The following is a 17,792-nucleotide window of genomic DNA, read 5'->3' on the forward strand; positions in this document are numbered from 1 at the left end:
GAGCTGGCTCACAGAGACAGCTTTGGGAGAGGGGCCGGGGGTGAGGGGTACCAGGGCAGCTTGAGAGCTAAGGCAGCGCTCTAGCCGGCCAGGGCCAGGCGGGCGCCGTATTCTGCTGCCGACCAGAGTTTCCAGGCAGAGTTGCCCTGTAGCTCCAAGACAAGGTCGTGGTAGGCCAGGAGAGTGGGGCGGTGGCCGACGCTGACGTAGGTGGTGTTGAGGTGTTGCAGTTGCAGGTAGAGCAGCTTTTCGTTGGCTACATCTAGAGCGCTGGTGGCCTCGTCCAAAATGGCGTAGCGGGGCTGAGTAATCAAAATGCGGGCAAAGGCCAGGCGCTGCTGTTCCCCCAAAGAGAGGGTGCTGGCCCAATCTTTCTCCACGTCAAAGCCGCCCACCCGCTCCGGCAAATCGGCTAGGTTCACCTGGGCCAAAACCCGGATGAGATCTGCATCGCTGAGATCCCGGCGACGACCTGGATAGAGGAGTTGATCCCGCAGGGATCCCAGCAGCATGTAGGGCTTTTGCGGCAGGAAAAGCATCTCGGTGGTGTCGGGGCGGGCGATGGATCCCTGGCCGTTGTTCCACAGGCCGGCAATGGCCCGCAGCAGGGAGCTCTTGCCGCTGCCGCTGGCCCCCACAATGAGCAGCCGTTGGCCCGCCTCTAAACTCAGGGACAGATCCCGCACCAGGGTTTGTTCCGAGTTTGGTGTTAGCAAAGTAACGTGCTGCAGCGCCAGTTGGGGAGCAATGCGAGTTTGGATGGTGCTCTCCCGGTCGCGGGTGTGGCGCAGGGCCGGATTCTCCAACGTTTCGTAAAAGGACCCTAGACGGTTGATCCCGGCGGCAAAGCTGGAGATGCTCTGGATCTGGTTGGCCACAATTGAAAGGGCACTCAGCACCTGGCTGAAAGCAATGGTGGCCTGGGTAATGGTGCCAAAATCCCGTACGCCGCTAAAGTAAAGGGGGGCCACAATTACATAGGGCACAATGCGTGTGAAGTAGTTATAGGCATACTGAAAAATGTCAATAATAGCCTGCCAAATGATTAACAAGTCAAAGTTGCGCAGGGCAGCGGCAAAGCGATTCAAGATCTGCCTCAGCTCTAGGTCTTCTCCCTGGTAAAAGGCGATGGACTCAGCGTTGTCCCGCACGTGGACTAGGCTGTAGCGAAAGTCAGCCTCGTAGCGCAGTTGATCGAAGTTAATTTTAATTAGCTTGCGTCCAGCCACAATGGCAATGGCGGTGCCAATGGTAGCGTAGATAACCAATCCCACCGCCAAGGGGCGGGAGATGCTGTAGAGGATGCCGGTAAAGGCGTAGAGGGTGAGGATCGAGTCGAGAATATCCAGCAAAAAAGAAAGGGTAGTGCCGGTAAAGGAGCGAACGTCTTCGGAGATGCGCTGGTCGGGGTTGTCGATTTCGGTGTTGGCGGCGTTGGAATCCAGCTCGTAGTAGGCCCGGCGATCAAAGTAGCGATCCAGAAAGTGGTCGGTCAGCCATTCCCGCCAAAACAGCCCCAGCTTCAGCCGTGTATACCGATAGATCACCAAAATGGGAATGGCCGAGATGATCAACACCCCGTAGATGATTAAAAACTGCCAGAAGGTGTTCTCTTCTTTTTGTTGTAGGGCGGTGTCGATAAACCGAAAGATAAAGCTGATCATCACGTTTAATCGGTTTACCGTTAAAGATAGAAACAGCAAAAAGGTCAACAACAGCCATTGCAGCCAGCGCCGCTGAATCTGGCGCCACACCAGCCCAAAGGCCAGGCTGCTCAGAGCCAAGCTGGCTGCGGCCACCCACAGCAGCGGCGAGGCCAAGTTTCTCTCCGTTTGCGCCACCAGCCCGGCTGCTACATTGGTAAAAAACTCTGGGAACAGGGCCTGACCAACCAAGGTCACCCCAATCTCCACAAAGAACATCAAGGCAACCACAAACACCATGGCCGCTGCCAGCAAGCCAAAGAAAATCCAGCCCCCGTAGCGCACCCGCGGATAAAAGTAGGGCTGAGCTACCGTGATAAAGCGGTCCCAAAGTTTGCGGTCGAAATTAAATTGAGCGGCTTGGGATTCCATGGTTGTGGTCGTGGTCAAGAGGGTGGGATCGACATCTTTCAGGCTAGCAGGCCAGGGATCCCTTCTCGGTCCACCAGGAGCAAATCCCTTCGCCTCTGAGGAAGAGCCCCGCTGCCCATGCTGAGCCAGTGCTGGTAGGGATTATGTCCAGCTCCTGCGCGGGAGCCTACTTTTGCCCAAAGCTTCTGTTTTCAGTTGGGATCCCCTTGCAACCGCTTTTGCCAGGCCGCTTGGGCCGCCAGCCACACCGTCTGAACCGGCACGCGAAACGCTTGGGCGCGGGCCACGCAGTCGCGGAACTCCGGCTGGGCGTTGACAAGGCGGCCATGGTGATAGGCCACCTTGATGTCCACCAGGCCGTAGGGGGTTTCCACCCGCTCGATCCGGCGCTCCAGGACGGTGCGCTGCTGCTGGGAGTGGCGGATGCCCAGGGTGGTGGTTTCCCGGAAGATGAGCTCCTGGCACTCCGGCACCCGATCCGGCGGGCAGATCACCGTCAGTAACACTCCCGGCCGCCCCTGCTTCATGGTGATGGGTTGGGTAAACACGTCCCAGGCGCCGAGGGCCAGCAACTGCTCGCAGGTATAGGCAATCACTTGGGGGTTGAGGTCGTCAATCTGCGTTTGCAACACTGAGACGATCTCGGTTGGCTCTTCCCCCTGGGACTGACCAATCCAGAGACGAAAGATGTTGGGAATGGGCAACTCGCGGCTGCCGGCCCCGCGCCCCACTTTTTCCAGCCGCAGCGGTGGACAGGGCCCAAACGCTTCTGCCAGCGCCACCGCCAGGGCTGCGCCGGTGGGGGTAACCAGCTCGGCTTCCACGCCGTTGCTAAACACTGGCACCCGTCCCATTTCCCACAGCTCAATCACCGCCGGCACGGGCACCGCCAGTTGGCCATGTTTGGTGCTCACCCAGCCACCGCCAATGGGATGGGGAGAGGAGATCACCCGCTCCACCTGCAGCCAATCCAGGCTGATACAGGTGCCGACGATATCCACCAGGGCATCGACGGCCCCCACCTCGTGGAAATGCACTTTTTCTAGGGGCACCTGATGGACTTTTGCCTCTGCCTGCGCCAGCTTCTCAAAAACTTTGAGGCTGCGGGCCTTGACCGCAGGGGCCAAGCGGGATCCGGCAATCAAAGCCTGGATCTCCCTCCAGGAGCGGGCGGGCGGGGACTCGTCCAACACCTCCACCACCGCTTGCAGAGCCGGCTGGCCGCACCGCTGCACCCGGCATACCTGCAGGCTGTATTCTCCTTCGATGCCCAGCGCCTGGAGCTGCTGGTTGAGATACTCCAGGGGCACCCCGCAATCCAGCAGAGCCCCCAAGCACATATCGCCGGCAATGCCTGCCGCGCAGTCCAAGTAGGCCACCTTCATAGCAGCGTTGAAACGGGAGGGACGGCTCCACCCAGTTTTGCCCAGAGTGGTGGCGATGCCAACGGGAGGGGCTGCCGCCAAGGCCAAAATAGGAAAAACTTCCGCCGCAAGGAGGGATCCCAAATGCTGTTGCAGCCCAATCCTTGGCTCCGCTTTTCCCTGGGGATCCTGCTGGGGGCAACGCTGTTGCTGTGGGGATCCCCGGCGGGATCCCAGACTCGCCTCAACTTTAGCAATGCCAATTTGCAGGGGCAGGATCTGTCGGGTCAGGACTGGCGGGGCAGCAGTTTTGTCAGCGCCAACCTGCAGGGTGCCGAGCTGCACGGGGCCAACCTTGCCGGCGTGGCCTTTACCAAAGCCAATCTGGCGGGGGCTAACCTGGCGGGGGCAGATCTCAGCAACAGCCTGTTGGATCTGGCCAACCTAGCAGGCGCCGACCTCAGGGGGGCCAACCTCAGGGGAGCCATTGCTGCGCGGGCGGTTTGGCAAGGGGCGCAGATTGGCGGCGCTGACTTTAGCGACGCCTATGTGGATCGGGCAGCCCTGCGGGAATTGTGCCAGCGGGCTGAGGGATCCCATCCCGTAACAGGCGTTGCCACCCGCGCAAGTCTAGGCTGCCCCTGAAAGCCGGCAAAGGTGAAGAAAACAGGATCCCTGAACCCTCTTGGCTGGATTGCCCTTTAGATTGGGGAAGGTGTTGACCCTGCCCCACCATGAGCAAGCCCAGCTTCGCAGTCATTGGCCTAGCGGTGATGGGGGAAAACCTGGCCCTCAACGTCGAGCGCAATGGCTTTCCTGTTGCGGTCTACAACCGGACTCGCGCCAGAACCGAGCAGTTCATGCGAGGGCGGGCCCAAGGCAAGCAGATTACCCCTGCCTACAGCCTGCCCGAATTGGTGCAACTGTTGGAGCGGCCCCGCAAAATCTTGATCATGGTCAAAGCAGGCCCGCCAGTGGATGCCATCCTCGACGAGCTCAGGCCGCTGCTGGAGCCAGGCGACATCCTCATCGATGGCGGCAACTCCCTCTACAGCGACACCGACCGGCGTGCCGAGGCCCTAGAAGCCAGCGGGATCCACTTTGTCGGCATGGGGGTGAGCGGCGGGGAAGAAGGCGCCCTCAACGGCCCTAGCCTCATGCCCGGCGGCAGCCTGGAAGCCTACCGCCAACTGGAGCCCATCCTCACCAAAATTGCCGCCCAAGTGCCGGACGGCCCCTGCGTCACCTACCTGGGACCCAAAGGGGGCGGGCACTACGTGAAGATGGTGCACAACGGCATCGAATACGGCGACATGCAACTGATCGCCGAGGTCTATGACTTGATGCGCCGGGGCTTGAAGCTGACGGCCTCCCAGATGCAGGAGATCTTCCAGGCCTGGAACGAGACGGAGCTGGAGTCGTTTTTGATTGAGATTACCGCCAAGATCTTGGGGACGCTGGATCCGGAGACGGGCAAGCCGCTGGTGGATCTCATCTTGGACAAAGCAGGCCAGAAGGGCACGGGCCTGTGGACGGTCAAGGACGCCCTGGATCTGGGGGTGCCGGTGCCCACCATTGAGGCAGCAGTGCAGGCCCGCCTCCTCTCCTCGATGAAGGAAGAGCGGGTGGCCGCCTCGCGGCAGTTGCCAGGGCCGGGAACAGCCTTTGAAGGGGATCCCGACCGCTTCCTCCAGGATCTGCGCGCCGCCCTCTACTGTTCCAAGATCTGCTCCTACGCCCAGGGGATGGCGCTGCTCAAGCAAGCCACCGTTGCCCACGGCTATGTTTACCCCTTTAGCGAGATCCCTCGCATCTGGAAGGGGGGCTGCATCATCCGCGCCCGCCTCCTGAGCAGGATCCAGGCGGCCTACCAGCGGGATCCGGAGCTGGTCAACCTGCTTTTGGATGAGGAGTTTCAGCAGGCCATCCAGGAACGGCAGGGATCCTGGCGGCGGGTGGTGACCACCGCGGCTACCCTAGGGATCCCGATCCCGGCCATTAGCGCTTCCCTGGCCTACTACGACAGCTACCGCACTGCCGAGCTGCCCCAGAACCTCACCCAAGCCCAGCGGGATTTCTTTGGCGCCCACACCTTTGAGCGCATCGACAGGCCGGGGGTTTTCCACCACGCCTGGAACGCCTAGGCAGGATCCCCCTCTGGTGCGGCCGCTAGACCCAGCGGCGTCTGCTTCAAGGTAGAGCCCCACGCCTCGGTATGGAAAGGCTCTCCTTCTTGGGGAAAATCCCTGCGGAAGTGGGATCCGCGGCTTTCCTCCCGCAGCAGAGCCCCTTGCCCCACCAGGCGGGCAAGCAGCAACAAACTCCCGGCCTCGACCTCCTCCCGGCTGGCCCAGGGCTTCTCCTCCAGGGGCAGGGCTTCTGCAAAAGCCAGAAAAGCCCGCAGCCGCTCTCCCTCCCGCACCACGCCCAGCGCCTCTCCCACCTGCTGCCTAAGCTCGGGAAGAAGAGAGGGCGGCGCGGTCAGCACAGGTAGAGCCTGCACCTGAAGGGGTGGCTCCTGGAGCTCCCGCAGGGCAGCTAGAGCAGCTCGCTTGCCCATGACCAGCCCTTCCAAGAGGCTGTTGGAAGCCAAACGGTTTGCCCCGTGCAACCCTGTGGAAGCCACCTCCCCGGCAGCATAGAGGCCCGGCAGGCCAGTGAAGCCAAAGGCATCCGTTCGCACCCCGCCCATGACGTAGTGGGCAGCGGGAGCAACCGGCAGGAGGTCTTTTCCAGGATCCAGCCCCAAAGCGCGGGCAGAGGCAACAACGGTGGGAAAGCGCTCCTCCAGATCTGGCACAGCCCGTAGATCAAGATAAACTCCCCCCGTCCGCTGCCGCTCCCAGAACACCGCCTGGGCCACCACATCGCGCGGCGCCAGCTCGCCCAGCTCCGTATAGCAAGGCATAAAGCGCTCCCCCCAGGCGTTGAGAAGCACGGCCCCTGCCCCTCGGGCAGCTTCACTGACCAGGGCTCCATTGGGCAAGGCGGTGGGGTGAAACTGCACAAACTCCAGATCCCTTAGGACAGCTCCTGCCCGCCAGGCCAAGGCCATCCCATCCCCGCTGGCCCCCGGCGGAGCCGTCGAGAGGGGGAAAAGGCTGCCAAACCCGCCTGTAGCTAAGAGAACTGCCCCTGCTTTCACCTGCAGTGGCCCATCTGGCCCCAGCAGCAGGGCCCCCCCTACCCTGTCTCCTGCCATCAAAAGGCTGAGGGCTGTGTATCCCTGGAGAGGCGGCTTGTGCAGGCGAGCCAGCAAACCTTGCAATAGCCACAGCCCGCTCCGATCCCCTCCCAGATGGCGTATCCGCGCCCGCGAGTGGCCCCCTTCCCGCACCGGCTCCGGATGGAAGGGCAGCCCCCAGGACAAAAGCCTCTCCAGGTGAAAGGGGGCTTCCTGCAGGATGGAGCGGGCCACCTCCACTTCCACCAAGCCACGGCCTGCTTGCAGGGTGTCCTGGAGGTGGGCTTCCACATCTGCTGCATCCAGTGGAAAAGCTATCCCCCCCTGCGCCCAAGGAGTGGATCCAGAAGGCAAGGGATCCTTGCTTACCACCAGGGTTCTGGCTCCCTCTGCTTCCGCCCACAGGGCTGCATAGATCCCTGCCACCCCTGCCCCCAGGATCAAGAGGTCTGTTTCCGCTAGGAAAGACGTAGACAACACTGGAAAAACAGACCCTCGCCAAGGGTGCTCCCTCTAGGCTCCAGCAGGCACTGACAGCATGGCCAGGATGGACTTGCGGGCTTTTTCGGCCACCGCCTCCGGCACCTGGATCACGTAGCGCATCTCCACTAGGGAGCGGTAGATCTTCTCCAGGGTAATTTTTTTCATATACTCGCAGACGGCGTCCGCCTTGACGGGGATAAAGGTCTTATCGGGGGCCTCTTTTTGCAGCCGGTGGAGAATGCCCACCTCGGTGGCAACCACAAACTCGCGGCTGGCCGAAGTTCTGGCATAACGCACCATCCCCTCGGTAGAAAGGAGCTTGGCGTCCGGCTTGAGAAATAGACAACTGGAGCCGCAACTGCACTCGGGGTGGATGAGGAACTCCGCCTCCGGGTACTTTTCTGCCATTGCCTTGAGGTGCTCCTCGCGAATGCCCACATGGACGTGGCACTCGCCGGGGAACAGATCCAACTCCCTCCCCGTTGTCTGGGCTACATAGGCCCCTAGGAACATATCCGGCACAAAGAAGATGGGGCGATCCGGCGGCAGGCTGGCCACCACCTGCACAGCGTTGGCGCTGGTAACGCAGACATCGGCCAGGGCTTTAATCTCGGCGGCCGTGTTGACATAGGCCACCACCAGCCCCTCGGGGTTGGCCTCCTTCCAGCGCCGCACATCCTCAGGCCGGATGCTGTCGGCCAGGGAGCAGCCCGCCTCTAGATCCGGCAGCAGCACCGTCTTTTCCGGGTTGAGGATAGCTGCCGTCTCGGCCATGAAGTGGACGCCAGCAAAGACAATGACCTGGGCATCTGTCTTTTGGGCCGCGCGGGCCAGGCCCAGGGAGTCTCCCACAAAGTCCGCCACTTCCTGCACCTCGGGGAGTTGGTAGGAGTGGGCTAGGATAACGGCCTGCCTTTCCTGCTTGAGTCGAGCAATTTCCTGGACAAGGGTTTCTTGGGTCATGGTGAACCTTCTGTTTTGGCTGGGCCGGCCACGGGTGCAGATCTGGACTGGTGCGGGGCTAAGGAGAAGTTGCCAGCAGGCAGCAACTGGCCTTCCTGCTTTAGGCGGAATTGTTACCTAGCCTAGCATTAGAAACAGCGCTCCCTGGGGCAAACCTCAGGGCCGCACCACGAGCAAGGAGAGATCCAGGGCCTTGGCCGAGTGAGTCAGGGCCCCCACACTGATGTAGTCAACGCCTGCCTCCGCCGCTTGCCGGGCGCGCTCTAGGTTCATGTTGCCGCTGGCTTCTAGGGGAACTTTCCCCCCTACCCGTTGAACGGCAGCCCGGATCTGCTCCAAGGGGAAGTTATCGAGAAGGATTAGATCGGCGCCTGCCGCCAAAGCCTCCTCCAGCTCCTGGAGGTTGCGCACCTCAACCTCGACCTTGAGGTGGTGGGGGGCACCTGCTTTGGCGCGCTGGACGGCTGCCAAGATGCCGCCGGCACCGCGAATGTGGTTTTCCTTAATCAAGATGCCGTCGAAGAGGCCAAAGCGGTGGTTTTTGCCGCCTCCTACCCGCACAGCATATTTCTCCAGAGCGCGCAGGCCGGGGGTGGTCTTGCGGGTGTCCAGGAGCTGGGTCGAGGTTCCCCGCAACGCCTCTACGTAGGTGTGGGTAAGGGTGGCAATGCCAGAAAGCCTTTGGAGAAGGTTCAGCGCTAGCCTTTCTGCTGCCAGAATCCCCCGCAGGGATCCCTTGAGCTGGACCACTGCTTGGCCGACGGCCACGCTCTCCCCTTCCTCTGCTTTGGGAGCGAACTCCAGCTGGGGATCCACCAGCCGGAAAACCCGCCTGGCAATCTCCAGACCCGCCAGGATCCCTGCCTCCTTAGCTAGGATCACCGCCTCGCCCTCTACTCCGGGGGGCAGCGTCAGCTCGCTGGTGAGATCGCCGTGGCCGAGATCTTCCTGTAGCCAGGCGCACAGGGTCTCCTCCGGGATGTAGAATGCTGGCATCATCTTTTGCTTGAGTTGCTTATGGCCTCGACTGGATCCTCTCAACCCGATAGCGGCACCTTCAGCCGTCGTCAGTTGCTCAAAGCAGGAGCTGCTGCCCTTGGGGGAAGTCTGCTGGCGGCAGCGGCTGCTCGATCCTCCCCCACTCTCATCGTGGCTCAGGGATCCAAACTCGACCGGGTTTCCTATGCTACCAACTGGTATGCCCAGGCGGAGCATGGCGGCTTTTACCAGGCGGTGGCCACAGGCATCTATCGCGAATATGGGCTAGACGTCACCATCAAGATGGGCGGCCCTGGCGTCAACATTACCCAGATTTTGGCCGGCGGAGCTGCCGACTTTGCCATGGGGGGAAGCGCGGGAGTCATCAACGCCGTGCGGGAAGGGATCCCGCTCATCTGCGTGGCGGCTATTTTCCAAAAAGACCCCCAGGTTCTCCTTGCCCATCCCGGCACCCAGCGCTTGGAGGATCTCAAGGGCCGACCCATCTTCGTGGCCAAAGGGGCTTTTACTACCTACTGGCCCTTTCTGCGGGCCAAGTACGGCTTCACCGACGACCAGACCCGCCCCTACAACTTCAACCCCGGTCCCTTCTTGGCGGATCCCACCTCAGCGCAGCAGGGGTATCTCACCTCTGAGCCTTTTGCCATTGAAAAACAAGGAGGCTTTAAGCCGGTAATTTTTCTCCTAGCCGACTACGGCTACAACCCCTATGCCACAACCATCGAGACGCGGCGCCAACTGGTGGAAACCAAGCCAGACCTGGTGCAGCGATTTGTGGATGCCTCTATCAAGGGCTGGTACAGCTTTCTGGAGGATCCCCGCCCCGCCTATCGCCTCATCAAGCAGGATAACCCGGAGATGACCGATGAGCAGTTGGCCTATAGCTTTGAGAAGTTGAAGGAGTACGGTGTTATTTTGTCCGGCGATGCGCTAGAAAAGGGCATTGGCGCCATGACCCACGAACGTTGGCAAAGCTTCTTCGAGAGTATGACAGTGGCGGGTGTCTTTGAGCCAACCATCAACTACCAAGCCGCCTACACGTTGGACTTTGTCAATAAAGGCACTGCCTACTACAAAAGCTAGGTCAGTTGCGAAAAAGGGAATTATAGGGCGGTTCTAATCGGTTTGGAGGAGGCTGCCAGCCGCTCTAGACCGCCAAAGACGAGCAGCGCTTACCCTCAGCCTATCTCTGGGAGAGGGGAGTTAGGGATCTAACTGCTCCATTGCTACCTAATGAATGACTGTAGCTAACTTTCGTGCAGCTTGCTGACCGATGGCCAAAGCTACTGCTCGGCAATGGTGACGTTAAAGCCCTTGTTCTTCAAAGTTTCAGCGTGGTAGCGGGCATATTCCAGTTGTTCAAATGCTGCCAACTGCACAAACTTCTGGCCGTTCACATCTTTTACAAAAGCATCATTGGCAACTTGCCGAGCTCGCGCCAAGCTTTCCTCTCCGGAGTAGGTGGTCAGCACCAAAAAAGTTCCTTCGCCGCGGTTAGGCCCTAAGGAATCGAGATCGTTGCTGTTCAGGGGCACCGTGAGCAAAGATTCTGAAACAGCGGTTACTTTAGGCTGGGAGAGGCGCTCCAGGCTGGCTGCCACTTGCTCCACCGTTTTCGAGAGGGAAGGAGCAGGTTCCTGTGCAGCCGAGGCCAAGTCGGTTTGTAGACTGTCCAACAAGTTGAGGACATCCTGAAGGGGCTCGACCCGCAACTCCTCCAGATTGGGAGTGTTCGCCAACCCTAGCGCCAACTGACTGGGATCCAGCCTCCCCGAATAGAACTCTTCCCCTACCTGTCCCGGCAGCGGCTCCAGGGGAATCAGGGGCAACTGGGCCAAATCCACCTGGCCAGGGATCCCTCTTTGGATGTTGTGGGTCAGGACAGGGATGTTGTGGGTCAGGACAGCGGTTTGGGGAAGCGACAGCTCTTCCGGCCAGATCAACCAGCGCACCCCGAAGCCGATCCCCGCACAGGAGAGGGCCCACAGCAGCAAGAGCCAAAGGGGGGAGAGCACCCCCGCCGGCCGTGGTGTTTCCTCCTCCTCCAAGTCTTCCACGATTTCTTGCATCAGCACAGGTGAAGAGCGCTCTAGGGGGATATCGCTTCCAAGAGGATCTGTCCATGGCAAGGGGACAGATGACCTGCGCTGCAAACGTTGCCAGAGGCGAAATCGCTCCAATTCCTTGAGCTCATCCAGATGTAAACAGCTCAGCGCTTCCTGAAGCGTCAGTTGAGGAGTTGGCTGGGTTTGCTGGGCCCTTGGTAGGGGTCGAGTAGCATCTGAGGGAAGTGGAGAAAAACTCATAGACAACTCACCCTCGCCAGACTAAGAGCTGGGAAGCAAGCAGAACCAAGCCGGTACTGAACCCGGGAACTGCCCAACCGCAGAGCCAACCCCAGGGATAAAGGCAAGCCATTACTACCATGCCACAAGCCGAAGGCCTTCTTCTAGGGATTTGCCGCAAGATAGAGGTCGCGCACATCCGCCGGCAGATGCCGAAGCAGGAGCTGGCGAGCGGAGGCAACAATGGCATCCACCTCTTCCGGCGCGAGGTAGTACCGGTCAGCTTTGAGCTGGGCGGCGATGCGATCCGGTGACCAACCAAACCGATCCCGTAGCAGCAGAATGAAGCGCATATCTCCCGGCAAGTTGTCCAGAGCGGCGGTCAGGTAACAGGCCAATGCTGGCGAAAGAGAGGGCTTCGCTGCACCGGCGCTCGCGGTTTGAGGAGGGGTGGCCTCACCCTCTGCCGTGCCGTCAGACCGCCCCGCAAAAGACCAGATCAGCTCGCGGATTTGCGCCGCCAGCCAGGGCGCCAGCACCGGATCCCCGCCCCCCTCACTCTGTAGCGTGCGGGCATCGAGATGCTGAAGGCGCGCATAAAGGTGCAGCCAAACCTCCTCTCGAGCGGCAGCCCGCCGCTCCGGGGGCAGATGCTCGGCCAGGATCCCATCCACCCAAGCGCAGTAGCGGCAAAACAGGGCGATGAAGTAGCGCGCCGCCTGCGGCTGCCGTTGAAAGGCCCGCAGCAGTTCCAGATCGCTGTGGTGGGCTACCCCCTTCACGATAGAAGCCTCGCACTCCGGCCAAAGGGGAGTCACCACCTCAACCATAATCTCTCTCGCCAGAAAGAAGCTCTCTAGCTATTTTCCAAGATCTCTCGACAGGCCGATAGCAACTGCTCCTGCTCCGTCAGGGTTCTCAGGCCAATGCGCAGATAGCGATCCCCCAGCTCTGGAAAGCTCAGGCAATCCCGCACCAGGATGCGGTGCTGCCGCAACAGCTTTTCTTGAATCTGCGTAGCGGAGCCAGGGCAGCGCACCAGTACAAAGTTAGCCTGACTGGGCCAGGGATCCCAGCCGGGTAGCGCCTGCAGACCGCTCAACAAATGCTCCCGCGCCATCGGCAGCCAGGCCAGGGTGCGCCGGCGAAAGTCTTCATCCGCCAGAGCCGCCGCCACCGCCACCGCCGCCAATCCGTTGACGCTCCAGGGATCCCGCCACTGCCGCCAGCGCCGCCAGTGATCCGGGTGCCCCACAGCAAAGCCGATGCGCAAGCCGGGCAAGGTAAAGAACTTGGTCAGCGAACGGATGACGATGGTGTTGGGGTGGGCCTCCAGGTGAGGGATCAAAGTCTGGCTGCGGGGCAGCTCTCCCACCTCTGAGCCGGCATCCAGAGGGGCGTCTCCTGGCAAAAAGTCCATAAAAGCTTCATCCACCACCACCTGCTCAAACTGGGTCAGGAGGGGCAAGAGGTCTTGCCGGAGGAAAAGCCGGCCCGTCGGGTTGTGAGGATTGTTCAGCCAGAGCACCCGGCCTGTCTTGTCTGCCCGGATCCCTTTCTGCAGCAAGGCTAGGGTAGGGGATCCCTGAGAGGGCCAAAGATCCAAACCCCTGAGGGTTACACCCGCCGCCCGCAGGGCCCGCTCATAGTCCCCAAAAGCCGGTCGGGGCAGCCAAACCTCCCGCCCCTGGGCATCGCGGGCGGCCCAGGTGAGCAACTCCGCCGCCCCATTGCCCACGAAGATCCACTCCGGATCGACCGCCCAGCGCCGCGCCAAACAGGTCCGCAGCTCGCGGTAGTCGGGATCCGGATAGCGGCTGATCACAACTGGATCCGGCGCCGACAGGGCGCGAGCCAGAGCTTGCAAAACCGACTGCGGAGGGCCCAGGGGGTTGAGGCTAGCCGAAAAATCCAAAATAGCCTCAGCAGGGCAGCCGGCGATGGCTGCCCCCCAAGCTCGATTGCCACCATGCTGAGGCCGTTGCACGCCTATCCATCCCAAAGCTCAGGTTCACCGAGAGAACTCCGCCTGAGGAGCGCGAACGGCTGGGATCTCGTCAAACTCCTGAAGACTTGTGGCCACCTGCCACCGCATCGCGGAAAGTTTTGCCTGCGGTGAAAGTCGGGACAATGCTGGCCGGGATCACCATCTTCTCGTTGGTCTTTGGGTTGCGACCTTCCCGTTGTTTGCGTTTGCGGGCCTCAAAGGAGCCGAAGCCCACCAGGGTCACCTTCCCTTTGGGTTCACCGTTTTCATCGCGGGATGCGACCTCTTCGACAATGATCTCCAGCGCCGCCGTCAGGACAGCTTCAGCTTCTTTTTTGGTTACGTTGGCGCGATGAGCGACGGCATCCACAAGCTCTGCCTTGTTCATCCTGATCTCCTCGTGAGTTAGGCAATAGGGTTAAAACCGACTCTGGCCGCGTACTCGCGAGGGGCTGCGAAGCAACCACGGCCCAGAGTGTTCTCAGTCTGTAGGAGCGGGGCTTGCCCTGCACTGCGCCAAAGCGCCGCTGGCGCGAATGGCAGGATTGTGGCAGTTTGGCTCCAAATCACTGACATATTCTACAGCCAAGTTAGGGTAGAAGCCGGTTGGAGAAGGGATTTTAGGGGGGCTGAGCGGAATTTTTGGGGAACAAAGAGAGATCAACCGATAATCCTAATACCCACTCCCCTCGGATGCCGGGGCAAGTCCCGCCCAGGGCATCACAGGTCGCGTTGGAAGTAGGCCCGCATCACCTCGCGGAAGATCGGGGCTGCTCGGGATCCACCCCCGCCGCCACTGTTTTCCAGAAAGACCACGACCACCAATTCGGGCCGGTCGGAGGGCGCATAGCCGACAAACCAGGCGTGAGAGCGCCGCGGCGGATCCTCGGCAGTGCCGGTTTTGCCGGCGGTAGGGGGAAAGCCCGGCCCCAGGTTGGCGTTGCCGCCAGTGCCGTAGACCACGACATCCCGCAGCCCCTGTTGCAAGATCTCCAGGGTAGCGGGGGAGAGACCTACCTTCTGCCGCAGGGGCACGGCGCTTTCCGGGATCACCTGCTGCGAGAGCAAGGGACGCACCCGCCAGCCGCCGTTGGCCACCGCTGCTGTGACCACCGCCATCTGCAGCGGCGTGGCGGTGATAAATCCCTGGCCGATGGACATGTTCACCGTATCGCCCACATACCAAGGCTCGCGCCAGTGGCGCTGTTTCCAGTCGGCGTCAGGCACCAGCCCAGCAGCTTCCCCCTTAAGGCCGATCCCGGTCAATTGCCCCAGCCCGAAGCGGCGCGACCATTCTTGCAGGGGGGCGGCCTTGGTGCCCAGGGCAATCTGGTAGAAGAAGGTGTCGCTGCTGTAGGCCATCGCCTGGCGGTAGTTCAGCCGCCCGAAGCCGGCACGGTTCCAGTCCCAGAACCTCCACCCGCCCACCTGGATGTAGGGGCCGGTCTGCAGCACCGTATCCGGGGGAAAGGCCCCCGACTCGATCCCGGCAGCGGTGGTGATGATTTTGTAGGTGCTGGCGGGGGGATAGGGCCGCAGGGCGCGGTTGAGGAAGGGAAAGTCCTGCTGTTGCAGGCTCTCCCACTGGGCTTGGGTGATGCGGCTGGAAAAGAGGTTGGGATCAAAAGTGGGATAGCTGGCCATGGCCAGGATCGAGCCGTCGCGGGGATCCAGGGCGACTACTGCTCCTTTCTGCTGGCCCAGGGCTTGCTCTGCCGCCTGCTGCAGGCGTACGTCCAAAGTCAGCTGCAGGGTGTTGCCCGGTTGGGGGGCTTGTTCTCCCAGCACCCGCAGCACTTCTCCCATGGCGTCCACCTCCACCTGGCGCCCGCCCCACTGGCCGCGCAGATGGCTCTCGAACAATTCCTCCACGCCCATCAGGCCGACGATATCCCCCAAGCGATAGCTGGGGTCGGCCCGCAGTTGTTCTTGCGAGATCTCGCCGGTATAGCCCAGCAGGTGGGCGGCCAAGTCGCCATGGGGATAAAACCGCACCGTCTCCGCCTCCACCATCACCCCCGGCAGTTCGCGGCTCATCTCTTCCAGTTGAATGACCACCTGGGGGCTGGCGTTGCGCAGGATGCGTACGGGAAACGGGGAGCGGTAGCCGGCCTGTTCCAGCTTTTGGGCAATTTCTTCGGGGGCCATGTTCAAGGCTTGGGCCAGCTTGGGGATCGTCTCCTGCCAGCCCTGCCGCGACTGCACCAACGGCCACAGGAAGACTGAGTGGGAGAGCTGGCTGCCCGCCAGCAGCACGCCGTTGCGATCCACAATGCGCCCCCGTTCCGGCGGCTGGGGCAAGAGGCGAATGCGGTTGGTATCGGCCAACTGGCGGTAATACTGGGTGCGCACCAGTTGCAGGTAGGCCAGGCGGGATCCCAGCCCTCCCAGGAGCAAGCCGCTGGCCAGCAGGAGCAAAACCAGGGCCCGATAACCCTGACCCACCGTTTTGGCCGGCGGGGATCCCAGCCAGCGAGGGCTACTGGTGGGCGGGGGAAGGACGCGGCGCGGGTCGGGGGGCCTGGAGTGGGGGGAAAACAGGGTTTTGGGATCCCGTCCCGCGGATGTGGCGGTGCCGCCAACAGGGTAAAGTTTGGCCATGAAGAATTGCTGCAAAAGTTGCAACTCATCCGCCCAGCGCCCAACGGCGCACGTTTGGGCGGGTCGTCTCAGCCTCCCTCCAGTATCCCTGGCTGCGGCCAGCCTCGTCCAGGAGAGTTGCTGTGGATAGGGTAGAACAACAGCGGCTACGACAGGCTGCCTGGCTGATGCTGGGCAATGGCCTGCGCCTGGGGTTGTCCGGGGCCTATTTCATCCTGCTGGCGCGGCTGTTGGGGCCGGAAGCCTTTGGGGTGTTCTCCGCCATCTTGGCCTGCAGCAACCTGGCCGCCCCGTTTGGCCATTGGGGCCAGTCGGAACTGCTGATCCAGCGCCTGAGCGGCCGGGGATCCGCGGCGGCTGCCCAGGAGATCGGCCCCAGCTTGTGGTTGGCCGGGCTAGGCTGTGGGGGGATGACGCTGCTGTTAACACCTCTGTTGAGTCTTTGGCTGGCCGGGATCTCCCCCCTCGTGGTGGGGATCCTGCTGGGGAGCGACCTGCTGTTTATCGCCATCCCTGAGGTGTACAGGGGGATCCTGATCGGGCAAGAGCGGGTTGCCGGCGTGGCCCTCATCGATACCAGCATGGCGCTGGGGCGGGTTGGCGCTGTGCTGCTAGCGGTGGCTCTGGGTTGGGGATCCCTGGTGCAGTGGGCCGTGCTGTACGGTCTGATGGTGCTGGTCGTGCTGCTGCTGATGGCGCGGGGGATGGGACGGTGGAGTAAGCTTTCTCCCCCCTTGGCCTGGAGAGATCTGGGGGAACGGCTGGCGGCGGGCTGGGATTTTGCCGTGGGGCTGGCGGCGGCAAAAACCTTCACCGATTTGGACAAGCTGCTTTTGCCCCGTCTGGCCTCGGCAGCAGCAGGGGGGCTCTACAGCGCCGCCTACCGGGTGATCAACTTCTCGCAAACGCCGATGATCGCCCTGCTCACCAGCCACTTTGCCGAGCTGTGCCGCCAAGGACAAAAGGGCCTACAGCAGGGCTGCCGCTACGCCTGGCAGCTCTTCCCTTGGGTGGTGGGCTATGGCAGTTTGGCCGCCCTGGGGATGGCGCTGGGATCCTACGGGATCCCCTGGGTGCTGGGATCGGCTTACCAGGAAACCGCTCTCATCCTGCGCTGGCTCAGCCCGGTCATCCTGCTGGAAGGGATCCACCTGCTGCTGTCTCACCTGTTCACCGGAGCCGGGCTGCAAAAGCCCCGCAGCCGCCTGCAACTGGCGGCACTGGGTCTGAACGGGCTTTTGAATGGGATTTGGATCCCGATGTGGGGCTGGCGAGGAGCAGCCTTGGCCACTTTGATCTCAGAAGTAGCCCTGCTGCTGGCCTTGCTGCTGCTAATTCAGTGGCAATTACGCCCTCTGGAGGGATCCCCTGAAGCTACGGGGCCTTGACGATCTTGTAGGTGGCTTTGGCATCGGGGCCGAAGGTGATCACATCCCCCGACTTAAGCTGGTGGGTGGTCAGCTTCTGGCCGTTGATCAGGAGGCCGTTGGTGCTGGGCCTACCCTCCAGATCCCCATCGAGAATGCGGTAGTAGTATTCTCCCTCCTTCTCAGCAGGGACGCGTAGCAGCATGGCGTGGTAGCGGGAGGCGTATTGGGAGTTGAGGCAGATGTCGTTGGCCAGGTCGCGACCAATGAAGTATTTTGCAGCGGTCAGCACCTGGCTGCGGCGGCCATCTCGATCCTCCACGACCAAGATGTGCTGCTGAGCACTTGGAGGAGAAGGCACAGAATCAACCATAATTCCTTCCGCTGCAACTGCCCGAATCTAACCCTAGCACCATACTATACAGACAAAAGCTCGACCCTGGCATTGGCAGAGCTGCAGAATCGCCTACCCGAGATGGCCTGC

The 17,792-nt window shown here is 61.6% G+C and carries 15 protein-coding genes; 4 read left to right on the top strand and 11 right to left on the bottom strand.

The window, feature by feature from the left end; all coding sequences use genetic code 11:
* Nucleotides 1–80: 80 nt before the first annotated feature.
* On the bottom strand, nucleotides 81–2,075 hold the full coding sequence (locus NW845_RS07140) for an ABC transporter ATP-binding protein/permease (RefSeq protein ID WP_414377803.1): 1,995 nt from the start codon (nucleotides 2,073–2,075) through the stop codon (nucleotides 81–83).
* A 191-nt stretch (nucleotides 2,076–2,266) separates the two neighbouring features.
* A complete protein-coding gene (gene larC / locus NW845_RS07145) occupies nucleotides 2,267–3,460 on the bottom strand; it encodes a nickel pincer cofactor biosynthesis protein LarC (RefSeq protein ID WP_414377806.1) in 1,194 nt (397 codons plus the stop codon).
* Nucleotides 3,461–3,583: 123 nt separating this feature from the next.
* On the opposite strand from larC, the gene NW845_RS07150 reads away from it, so the two are divergent.
* Complete coding sequence (locus NW845_RS07150; RefSeq protein WP_414377772.1) at nucleotides 3,584–4,084, top strand: pentapeptide repeat-containing protein; 501 nt, start codon at nucleotides 3,584–3,586, stop codon at nucleotides 4,082–4,084.
* A gap of 89 nt (nucleotides 4,085–4,173) precedes the next feature.
* The gene (gene gndA / locus NW845_RS07155; protein WP_414377775.1) at nucleotides 4,174–5,583 is read left to right on the top strand and encodes an NADP-dependent phosphogluconate dehydrogenase; all 1,410 of its coding nucleotides are present in this window, start codon (nucleotides 4,174–4,176) and stop codon (nucleotides 5,581–5,583) included.
* Here the strand turns inward: gndA and NW845_RS07160 are convergent.
* The 3 genes from NW845_RS07160 to nadC form a co-directional block, all read right to left on the bottom strand.
* The gene (locus tag NW845_RS07160; RefSeq protein ID WP_414377777.1) at nucleotides 5,580–7,100 is read right to left on the bottom strand and encodes an L-aspartate oxidase; all 1,521 of its coding nucleotides are present in this window, start codon (nucleotides 7,098–7,100) and stop codon (nucleotides 5,580–5,582) included. The genes gndA and NW845_RS07160 overlap by 4 nt on opposite strands.
* A 36-nt stretch (nucleotides 7,101–7,136) precedes the next feature.
* Nucleotides 7,137–8,069, bottom strand: coding sequence for a quinolinate synthase NadA (gene nadA / locus NW845_RS07165; protein ID WP_414377779.1), 933 nt, complete (start codon nucleotides 8,067–8,069; stop codon nucleotides 7,137–7,139).
* A gap of 156 nt (nucleotides 8,070–8,225) precedes the next feature.
* The gene (gene nadC, locus NW845_RS07170; protein ID WP_414377782.1) at nucleotides 8,226–9,068 is read right to left on the bottom strand and encodes a carboxylating nicotinate-nucleotide diphosphorylase; all 843 of its coding nucleotides are present in this window, start codon (nucleotides 9,066–9,068) and stop codon (nucleotides 8,226–8,228) included.
* An 18-nt stretch (nucleotides 9,069–9,086) separates the two neighbouring features.
* Here nadC and NW845_RS07175 point away from each other — a divergent pair, with 18 nt between their 5' ends.
* Complete coding sequence (locus tag NW845_RS07175; RefSeq protein ID WP_414371148.1) at nucleotides 9,087–10,151, top strand: ABC transporter substrate-binding protein; 1,065 nt, start codon at nucleotides 9,087–9,089, stop codon at nucleotides 10,149–10,151.
* A gap of 200 nt (nucleotides 10,152–10,351) precedes the next feature.
* Here NW845_RS07175 and NW845_RS07180 read toward each other — a convergent pair whose 3' ends face one another.
* The 5 genes from NW845_RS07180 to mrdA all read right to left on the bottom strand — a co-directional run bounded on the left by NW845_RS07180 (nucleotide 10,352) and on the right by mrdA (nucleotide 15,941).
* Complete coding sequence (locus NW845_RS07180; RefSeq protein ID WP_414377809.1) at nucleotides 10,352–11,137, bottom strand: hypothetical protein; 786 nt, start codon at nucleotides 11,135–11,137, stop codon at nucleotides 10,352–10,354.
* Between the two features lie 380 nt (nucleotides 11,138–11,517).
* Nucleotides 11,518–12,183, bottom strand: coding sequence for a hypothetical protein (locus NW845_RS07185; RefSeq protein WP_414365431.1), 666 nt, complete (start codon nucleotides 12,181–12,183; stop codon nucleotides 11,518–11,520).
* Nucleotides 12,184–12,209: 26 nt separating this feature from the next.
* Complete coding sequence (cobD, locus tag NW845_RS07190; RefSeq protein WP_414377784.1) at nucleotides 12,210–13,340, bottom strand: threonine-phosphate decarboxylase CobD; 1,131 nt, start codon at nucleotides 13,338–13,340, stop codon at nucleotides 12,210–12,212.
* Nucleotides 13,341–13,410: 70 nt separating this feature from the next.
* Nucleotides 13,411–13,728, bottom strand: a complete 318-nt coding sequence (locus NW845_RS07195; RefSeq protein WP_011429825.1) for an HU family DNA-binding protein — start codon at nucleotides 13,726–13,728, stop codon at nucleotides 13,411–13,413.
* Nucleotides 13,729–14,060: 332 nt separating this feature from the next.
* Entirely contained in the window at nucleotides 14,061–15,941 is a 1,881-nt protein-coding gene (gene mrdA, locus NW845_RS07200) for a penicillin-binding protein 2 (RefSeq protein ID WP_414377786.1), read from the bottom strand.
* Between the two features lie 122 nt (nucleotides 15,942–16,063).
* On the opposite strand from mrdA, the gene NW845_RS07205 reads away from it, so the two are divergent.
* On the top strand, nucleotides 16,064–17,329 hold the full coding sequence (locus NW845_RS07205; protein WP_414377787.1) for a lipopolysaccharide biosynthesis protein: 1,266 nt from the start codon (nucleotides 16,064–16,066) through the stop codon (nucleotides 17,327–17,329).
* Here NW845_RS07205 and NW845_RS07210 read toward each other — a convergent pair.
* Nucleotides 17,316–17,681, bottom strand: a complete 366-nt coding sequence (locus tag NW845_RS07210; protein WP_414365424.1) for an FHA domain-containing protein — start codon at nucleotides 17,679–17,681, stop codon at nucleotides 17,316–17,318. The two genes, NW845_RS07205 and NW845_RS07210, sit on opposite strands and share 14 nt — an antisense overlap.
* Between the last annotated feature and the right edge of the window lie 111 nt (nucleotides 17,682–17,792).

This window comes from Synechococcus sp. H60.2 (genome assembly GCF_047462315.1).
Lineage (GTDB): Bacteria > Cyanobacteriota > Cyanobacteriia > Thermostichales > Thermostichaceae > Thermostichus.